This window comes from Xanthomonas sp. D-36-1, assembly GCF_017746155.1.
Classification (GTDB): Bacteria; Pseudomonadota; Gammaproteobacteria; order Xanthomonadales; family Xanthomonadaceae; genus Xanthomonas; species Xanthomonas cissicola.
The window spans coordinates 73,485-80,513 of the sequence record NZ_JAGHWR010000032.1 but is presented as its reverse complement, the minus strand read 5'-3'; the positions used below and the strand labels follow the sequence as shown (position 1 = coordinate 80,513).

Below are 7,029 nucleotides of genomic sequence, written 5' to 3'. Positions count from 1 at the left end.
CTAAAAGTGGGGGGATTACCGTCTGACATGGCAGCAGTCTTATGCTCTACGGACACGTCGAGAGAAAACTGTTCGTGTGAAATGCTGGCAATTTTTGATGTAAGACCGATTTTCTCTTCTGCCTTAGTTCTGGCATGTGGTGACATAAACGTGAGAAGATGCTCAAGCCCCGAAATATCTGAAATCGTCACAAAATCCTTATCTTTGTTTATAAATACAACGGATTTTTTTCCCTCTCGAAGCAATTCAATGACGTTGCTCAGGGTTCCGGTGCTTTTGCAGTCCCAAATCATTAATCCATAATCACTGCTACGAGCCATTTCTAAGTCTTTTGCGGTAAAATAGGCTCTGCTTCCAGCTTTTGCTTTTGAATAAACCCGGTGTACTGGCCAATCGGCGATGTTATTTCGTGGTGTTTCACCCGTGCAATACACCGTCACGTTATCGGCTTGATAGTTACGAAGACACTCTTGAATGGATGAGTCCGCACCATCTGCGTCACCAACTACGACATTGAAGTTTGACGACACAATTTTGTTGATCCTCTCCTGCACCTTGGCATGCAAACGACTAATCGAGATTGAGCCGGCGATAAATACTGTTGTCATAGCTTATTTCCACGTAATTGCGGCAGCGTAGACGCGATTTATTTTGTTGTACGTCCGCAGTGCATTGCAAACAGCAGCCATAGTCGCGCCTGTATCAAACAAATCATCCAGCACCAGTGCATCCCAACGGCCTTCATTGGTGATACACGGATTGATGCTGAACCTACCTTGCAAAGCCGCATCTTTTTCTTCACGGCTGTGCAAGTTTTTGAGTTGCGGGGCACCTTGCGGTGCAGGTGCTTTCACCACAATATTGTTGAATACCGGAATTCCGGTAATTCTCCCGAGTTCTGCCGCAAGTTCATCTACCGGCTGCCGAGCGCGAGTGGTGGATGCTGGCATAGGAATTATCAAGCCAATTTTCCCAAACAATGGCAGTAATGTGGCTTGAATCTGCGCCGCCAGCGGTGCGATCTGATTCCAGTCACCTCGGTACTTGAGTTGGTAGAGCGCTTCCCCTGGCTCAGACCGAGTGTTGTCAAACCGGGGATGTCCGTACTCATCGTCCCCGAGGTAGACGCTTGAGAGCGTATGCTTATGCAGGGCATAGCCGAGGTCCCAGCTACCTTCGAGCTTTCTGACTTGAACTTGCATGCTTTTCCGGTCCTTTGAGTTGTTTGCAGTGTCGGGGAAGCTGCTAGAAGCGCTCTCTGAATATACAAAATTTTGTATGATTTTTCAAGGTGTGATCTGGCAAATAGGTTTGGATTGTGCAATCCAAACGTTGGACAATGAAATTGTCTTGGATTGCCGCATGCTTTATCGTCACTGGAGAAAGGGGGATAGCACCAATGAAAGACAGACCGCATGACACGGCGATGGCCGAGCACTTCCGTGCCGATCCGACCTATGCAGCGGAGCTGCTTGCCGAAGTCCGCCGCGACGGCACCCCGGCCGAGTTGGCCATTTTATCGCGGCAGATGACCACGGCCTTGGTAGATGCTGTGACGTCGGAGGACACCGATAAAGGGCGCGCTTCATCTCTTTGATTTGAACATGGTATTTTTCATGGCGTCGCAAATTTACTCAGCGCTAATCAATTGATTTTAGAGATATTTTTTGCGTAATTTATAATAGAGTGGGAGTGACCGCCGGTCTGTCGGGCCCACGCTTTCGTCGATCGAAATCGCCGCACCGGTGATCTGATCGCGCGGCGTTTCTTTGAGGCTGGAAGTAGACCCCAGGTGCGCCCTCGCCATTCACGAGCGAGGGCGCCAGTCGAGCTGGAACCTGCTTTACGCAAGGGTGGGTGTGCGATTGCTCTGCGAAGGCGCATCCCCGAAAGACGTCTCCCAGCGCAGGTCGCCGAGATAGCGGTGCGCCATGCGGCCTTCGTCGTCCAGGGCGAACAGGTGCAGCCAGCGATTGTCGAACAGGGCGCGGACCTGCGGGTGCCGTTCGAGGATGTTGGCGATCGCTTCGGGCGGTGCGTCGATCAGCACGGAGAGCCGTAGCGGCTCGTGGGTCAGGCGTTGGCCGTCATGCACCGATTGCCACGGCAATCCGGTGCGCAGGATCCCGCCATTGCCCTCGACCACACCGATGCCGCCGGTGACGTTGTGCAGCAGCTTGTTGCCGGCGCCAAAACGCTCGGGCGCAACGGTCGATCCGTAGTACTGCAGGCTGATCCAGCTGGCGACGACGACCGGTGCGGTCAGGATCAACTCCAGCACGCCGAAGCCGTCGTCGTAGCGCCAGTCGTAGTTGTGGAGGAAGGCGCGCCCGGCCAGGTCGCGCCCGGCAGTGCGCGCGCGCGGTGCGGCGATGAAGGCCTGGCAGCCGGCAAGTGCCCATTCGGGGCGAATCTCGGCCCAGTCGCGGGCGCGATGTGCGATGTCCTGGCTGCGGTGCGCGCGGGGCAGGCGCGCGGCGCGTTCCCCGCGCGCCAGCGCCCCGGCTGCGGCCAGCCACTGCGCCGCTTGGGCGAGATCTTCGGCATGCCCGGGCGAAGCGTGGTCGGCGGTGTAGAGGGTGACCGCATCGGTCGTGGTGTCGTGCAGTGCGGCCAGGAATAACGTGTCGGCGGGAATGACGATGCCGCGTGCGGCAAGACCGGCGCGCACCTGGCCATCGTTGAGCAGCGACGCGAGCAGTCGCGCGTTCACTTCGCCGGAATAGCCGCCGCATGCGCCGCAGTGCAGCGCGCTCGCATGGGGGTTGTTGACCACTTTCGCACCATGGCCGGCGAGTACCACCAGCCGTGCGAAGCCGCCGGTGAACGACATCGCCTTGAGGATGCGCGTGGCCATGGTCAGCCGGGTGTCCAGGTCCAGCCCGTCGGCAGCGCGTGGCGCCGGCTCGTTCGGTGCATGCTGGCGAGCCAGCGCCAGCCCGTCGCGCAGCAGCTTGGCGATGTAGATCGGGCCGGTGGCCTCGACGAAGGCAAACGAGGAAATGGCCGCCAGCTTGAAGCGGCCCCAGGCGCGTGTGGCACGTGCCGCGATCCGGGCGCTGAGGTCGGAGGCGGCTGCCGACGCCGTCGCGTCACCTGCGCAGGTGACCACACCTGGAGCGAGCAGCACCGGCAGGCGCGCTTCGACCACGTCCGAGGCAAACCGGCGATGGCCGATGCCCAAGCCGAAAAACCCTGCAAACCCCAGGGTCTGGATGCCCGAATCGAGGCTTTCCAGCGCCCGGCGGAAGACTTCCGAGCGCACATCGATGCAGAACGCCATTTGCAACTTCACACGGCCAGCTGCGACCTTGGCCGGCGATGGCGCGGCCAGCACGGCGTTGAGCCTTCGCTGCGCTGCACGTTCGACCGCTTCCTGCAGGATGCTGTCGATGACATCGTCCGAGGTTGCAGCGACCGGCTCGGCGTAGGCGGCAACGGCCGTCCGCCAGCCAGGCACCAGCGCGGCGCCGCCGTTGCCCAGCAGCGCGGCTTCCCAGAGCATGCGGATGGCGAGCAGGTCGGTGGCGCATGCATCGGTTGCGCCGCTCAACTCAGCCTGCCAGAGCCGATACCGGGCGAGCTGACCCCAGCCGCCCAACGTGGTCAGCAAGCGGTGGAAATAACCGTCCAGCGCGTCTCGCGAAAGTCCGAGGCGGGCGACGCAGTCGACGATTGCGTCCTCGACATTGGCCGGCGCATCCGCCACATACCGTGCGAAACCTGCCAGGCCGGCGATTTCCGGAGTCAGATCGTGGGTCGCGATGATCCGCCAGGTGCTGTAAGCGCCACCGGACTGGCCGACCGCCCAGAGCGCCTGGCCCTGGTCGAAATAGCCGGCTGCCCAATGACCGATGCGTTCGTTGACGATGCCGGGCCAGTCGATCGCAGCGGCAGCGCGGGCCAGCTCGGCGACCGTGGGGATCGCCTGCGGGGCAGGGCGCGTGGCTGCGAGGGCGTGTTTGAGCGCGGACAAGCTCGGCGGGCGCAGTGCGGTCGGCGCGTTCTGCAAGGCCGCCCGCAGATCGTCTTCGGTGATTTCGCCGGACTGTAGCCGTTCTGCATACCAATGCCGCGGCATGGTGACGGCGATACCGGACGCGCGCCGCAGTCGCGCCGCCGCCATTTCCAGCGGCTCGCTGGCCTGGCCGAGGAAGGGGTTGACCGCAACGCTGGAGGCGAGCGGCCACAGCGGCGGGATGGCGCGTGCCGCACGCTGCGCGGCGGCGATGATCACATCGTGGGACAGGGACAGAGACATTGTGGTGGTCGTGGTGGTCATCAGCATGGATGCCTGGCGTGAAGGGGGTCAGGAGGTCTTGCGAACAGACCAGCCGCCAAGCAGGCGATCGATCGTGGCGTTGGCATACAGCCCATTGGAGAGGTGGACGCGGAGCCCGGCGGCAGCGGGGTGCGATGCCCAGAGCGGAAACAGCGCCTGCGCCACCGCCACCAGCCCGAAGCTCAGCACCGCGAGCGCCATCAGCGTCCACTCCAGGCGTCCCGGTGCGGGCGTTGCCGGCAGCACGCCGGCCGTCAGCCATTCGGCGGCGGTCTGCAGCGCGAAGTAGCCGGTCGCCGCGGCGCTGGCGTAGATCGCCGTCCTGCGGGTGAGGGCGCGCGGCGCGGCATCGGCAAGGCCCTGGGCCAGCAGATAGGCGACCCCAAAGATCAGGATCGCGCCCAGTGCCAGCGCCTGCGGCGACTTGTGCTCGAAGCCGAAGGTGAACCCGAATGCAGTGCCGATGCCGATATAGATCGCCAGTGCGATCAAAAATGCGCGGCCGACCGCCGACCCATTCGGAACGGCGACCGGGCCGGGCCTGCGGATGGCCGCCACCTGCTCGACCGCGCCGCCGGAGGCCAGGAACGCATGCGCCTTGTAGAGCGAATGCGCCACGATGTGCAGCAGGGCCAGCGGGAACAGCGCCAGACCGCACTGGAGCATCATGAATCCCATCTGCGCGACCGTGGACCAGGCGAGCGAAGTCTTGACCGCCGGCTGGGTCAGCATCACCAGCGCGCCGAACAAGGCGGTGAACCCGCCCAGCATGGCCAGCACGGCGAGCACGCCGGGGGCGGCAAGCATCAGGTCGGCAAAGCGGATCAGCAGGAAACCGCCGCCATTGACCACGCCGGCGTGCAGCAAGGCCGATACCGGCGTGGGCGCTTCCATCATCTCGGTGAGCCAGCCGTGGGTCGGGAACTGCGCCGATTTCAGCACCGCAGCAAGTGCGAGCAGAGCGGCTGCCGCGACCAGCGACCAGGAGTGCTGCCCATGCGCGGCCATTGCGTTGATCGTGGCGATATCGGTCGTGCCCGTGCCTTTCCAGATCAGCAGCGCGCCGCAGGTCAGGGCGAGACCGCCGGTGGTGGAGAACACGCGCTTCTTGCGTGCGGCGCGCTGCGCCTCCACGCGCTCGGGATAGAACAGCAGCAGGCGATGCATCGCGATGCTGGTGGCAATCCAGGCGATGACGACCTGGATCAGATTGCCTGCCTGCACCAGCAGCAGCACCGCCGCCAGCGCCATGCACAGCCAGCCGGTGAAGTAGCCCTGGCGAGCCTCGCCGTCGAGATAGGTGCGTGCGTACCGCACCACGATCCAGCCAACGAAGGTCACCAGCAAGAGCATCGTCACGCTGACCGCGTCGAGCCGCGCGGACAGGCCGATGTCGCCCCATCCGATCAGTGGGCTGTCGCCAGTGCCTCGCGACAGCACCAGCGCCAGCGATGCGATCGCGATGCAGAGCGCGCCGAGCGCGGTGCCTTCGGCGAGGAGGGGAATCAATGGAGGGCGACCGCCGCGGACCAGGGCGACGACAGCGGCGGTCAGCAGAAGGAATGGTGCGAACAGTGGGAGTAGATAGAGCGACAAGACAATCCCCTAGGAACGAACGTGGTGGCGGGCCGCGCCACGATAACGATCGGTGGGGTTGAATAAAAATTCATTGCTATTGCAGATTCGTTCGTTATTATCGAATGATATGGCCGCCTTGAACTACAACCATCTGCGCTACTTCTGGGCGGTCGCGCACGAGGGGAACCTCACCCGTACTGCCGAGCGTCTCAACCTCACCCAGTCGGCGCTTTCGGTGCAAATCCGCAAACTGGAGGAGCGCCTGGGCCACGCGCTGTTCGAACGTCGCGGGCGGCAACTGCATCTGACCGAAGCCGGGCAGATCGTGCTCGACCATGCCGATGCGATCTTTGCCACCGGCGATGAGTTGCTTGGCACGTTGCGGCAGACGGGTGCGGCGCGGCAGGCACTGCGGGTCGGCTCGCTTGCCACGCTGTCGCGCAACTTCCAGATGGAGTTCCTGCGGCCGCTGCTGGGCCGCACCGACATCGACCTCATCCTGCGTTCGGGCAGCGCGGGTGAGCTGCTGCGCGCGCTGGAGGCGCTCAATCTCGACGTGGTGCTGCTGAATCGGGCACCTGCCGGTGACGCGCTGTCCCCCTTCGTCACCCACCGGCTTGCGGAGTACCCGGTCAGCCTGGTGGGCACGCCGGATCGGTTGGGCCATGCGGCCAGCTTCGCCGACCGCCTTCGCAGCCACCCCATCATCCTGCCCACGGTGGATAGCAGCGTGCGCATCGGCTTCGACGCGTTGGCCGACCGCCTGGGCGTGCGGCCGCAGATCGTGGCGGAAGTGGAAGACATGGCGATGATGCGACTGCTTGCCCGCGAGGACATCGGCCTGGCGGTTCTGCCGCCGATCGTGGTCAAGGACGAGATCGCCGCTGGCGCACTGATGGAAGGCGATCAATTGCCGGACATCGTGGAGACCTTCCATGCGGTGACCATGTCGCGACGTTTCCCGAATCCTCTGCTCAGGCTTCTGCTTCAGCCCCCGACCAGGCCAGACAGTCCGTGATGCCACTCGGTTGTCCCAGGCGTGGCGCGCTGTAGACCCGCATGCGACGCGGCGCTTCTACCGGATCCGGCACCGGCAAAAACGTCTGTCGGGCAATCTGCCGCGCTTGGTCGCGCATTGCGGTCTGCAAGAGCTGCGCGTTTGCCGATGG

Annotated in this window: 6 protein-coding genes; 2 read left to right on the top strand and 4 right to left on the bottom strand. The window is 63.0% G+C overall.

The genetic code is table 11. From position 1 onward, the window contains the following. A partial coding sequence (locus J7367_RS10845; RefSeq protein ID WP_081027810.1) for a transcriptional regulator occupies positions 1 to 608 on the bottom strand: 608 nt, incomplete at its 3' end. A gap of 3 nt (positions 609 to 611) precedes the next feature. After that, the gene (locus J7367_RS10840) at positions 612 to 1,202 is read right to left on the bottom strand and encodes a ComF family protein (protein WP_081027809.1); all 591 of its coding nucleotides are present in this window, start codon (positions 1,200 to 1,202) and stop codon (positions 612 to 614) included. Positions 1,203 to 1,399: 197 nt separating this feature from the next. Between J7367_RS10840 and J7367_RS10835 the strand changes: the two genes are divergently transcribed. Next, positions 1,400 to 1,597: a hypothetical protein gene (locus J7367_RS10835; RefSeq protein WP_057661325.1), complete on the top strand. Its 198-nt coding sequence runs from the start codon at positions 1,400 to 1,402 to the stop codon at positions 1,595 to 1,597. Positions 1,598 to 1,843: 246 nt separating this feature from the next. Here the strand turns inward: J7367_RS10835 and J7367_RS10830 are convergent, their stop codons facing one another. Beyond that, positions 1,844 to 4,288 (bottom strand): DUF2309 domain-containing protein, encoded by a 2,445-nt coding sequence (locus J7367_RS10830; RefSeq protein ID WP_057661322.1) that lies wholly within the window; start codon positions 4,286 to 4,288, stop codon positions 1,844 to 1,846. 21 nt (positions 4,289 to 4,309) lie between these two features. Beyond that, positions 4,310 to 5,878: a proton-conducting transporter membrane subunit gene (locus tag J7367_RS10825; RefSeq protein WP_057661320.1), complete on the bottom strand. Its 1,569-nt coding sequence runs from the start codon at positions 5,876 to 5,878 to the stop codon at positions 4,310 to 4,312. Between the two features lie 109 nt (positions 5,879 to 5,987). On the opposite strand from J7367_RS10825, the gene J7367_RS10820 reads away from it, so the two are divergent. Next, the gene (locus tag J7367_RS10820) at positions 5,988 to 6,878 is read left to right on the top strand and encodes a LysR family transcriptional regulator (RefSeq protein ID WP_057661317.1); all 891 of its coding nucleotides are present in this window, start codon (positions 5,988 to 5,990) and stop codon (positions 6,876 to 6,878) included. Positions 6,879 to 7,029: the final 151 nt, after the last annotated feature.

Bases quoted from the DNA above. Each gene is read 5' to 3' on its own strand.
- J7367_RS10840 (WP_081027809.1), bottom strand. From the start codon at position 1,202: ATGCAAGTTCAAGTCAGAAAGCTCGAAGGTAGCTGGGACCTCGGCTAT.
- J7367_RS10830 (WP_057661322.1), bottom strand. From the start codon at position 4,288: ATGCTGATGACCACCACGACCACCACAATGTCTCTGTCCCTGTCCCAC.
- J7367_RS10820 (WP_057661317.1), top strand. From the start codon at position 5,988: ATGGCCGCCTTGAACTACAACCATCTGCGCTACTTCTGGGCGGTCGCG.
- J7367_RS10835 (WP_057661325.1), top strand. From the start codon at position 1,400: ATGAAAGACAGACCGCATGACACGGCGATGGCCGAGCACTTCCGTGCC.